1 protein-coding gene and 1 pseudogene are annotated in these 952 nt (G+C 77.2%); both read right to left on the bottom strand.

Annotated elements, in window-relative coordinates; genetic code table 11:
- Nucleotides 1-497, bottom strand: a 497-nt coding sequence (locus tag AE652_RS42090) for a VanZ family protein (RefSeq protein WP_053112617.1), incomplete at its 3' end; no start/stop codon positions are given.
- A 247-nt stretch (nt 498-744) separates the two neighbouring features.
- A pseudogene (locus AE652_RS48890) lies at nt 745-952 on the bottom strand (hypothetical protein); the annotation flags it as partial.

Raw genomic sequence — 952 nt, 5'->3', positions numbered from 1 at the left:
CCTCGGGTGCGCAGGTCCTCCAGCTGGGCGGCCGAGGTGGCGGCGGCGACCGAGGCGACGGCCGGCGGCACCGAGAGCACCGTCATCCGGGGCACCCGCGGCCGCCGGTCCCGCAGCAGGTGCCGCAGGCCCGGGACGAGCGCGAGGTGGACGACGGCCACGCCGACCACGGCGAGCAGGATGTGGTCCACGTTGAGGACGTGCCCGGGTGCCCAGGAGGAGAGGAACTCCAGCGCGGTCGCCAGCAGCGCGGAGGCGCCGGTGGTGCGCAGGAAGGACGGCAGCCAGGGGGCCCGGAGCCGGCCGCCGGCCAGCGGCAGCAGGACCCCGAGCGGGGCCAGCAGCAGGAGTTCGCCGACCACCTGCCAGCCGCTGGAGGAGCGGAGCGAGGCGAACGGCGTCAGGTTGGCGTCGTACACCCAGGCCACCGGCAGCGGTCTCAGCACCAGCCAGAGCACCAGTGCCAGGTGGCCGGTGAGGCCCGCCAGTCCGGCCAACCGGAGGGGACGGTGGACGGCCGCCGCCGGGTTGCTCTCGGTCCCCGCGCCGGAACGCTCGTCGCGTGTCCTGGTGCCATCTCGCTGCACGGGGGGAAGGACGTGGGCCGACGTCACGTCGGTTCCACACCCGGCGTGAACATTCCCAAACGCGCCCCCGAACCCCCTTCCCGCCCCCTCCCGCCCCTTGCCGGCGGCCTGCCCGCAGGGCGGCCCACTTACAGGGAGGGCCCACCCCCAGGGCGGGCTACCGGCAGGGCGAGGCCGTCGGCACCGCGCTGAACACGTTGTCCGGCGGCGGGCTGCCCGGCGCCACCGGGGTGGGCGACGGGCTCGGGCTCACGCCCGCCTTGGTGCCGCGGGTCGGGGACACGGTCGGGGCCGGGCCCGGCGGGGTGGCCAGGGCCGCCGGTATGTGCGGGGAGGTCGGGCAGGCCGTCCGGCTGGCGGGCGCG

The organism is Kitasatospora sp. MY 5-36 (assembly GCF_001182915.1).
Classification (GTDB): Bacteria; Actinomycetota; Actinomycetes; order Streptomycetales; family Streptomycetaceae; genus Kitasatospora.
The sequence above is the reverse complement of the archived record's forward strand: the minus strand, read 5'-3'. Positions and strand labels throughout refer to the sequence as shown.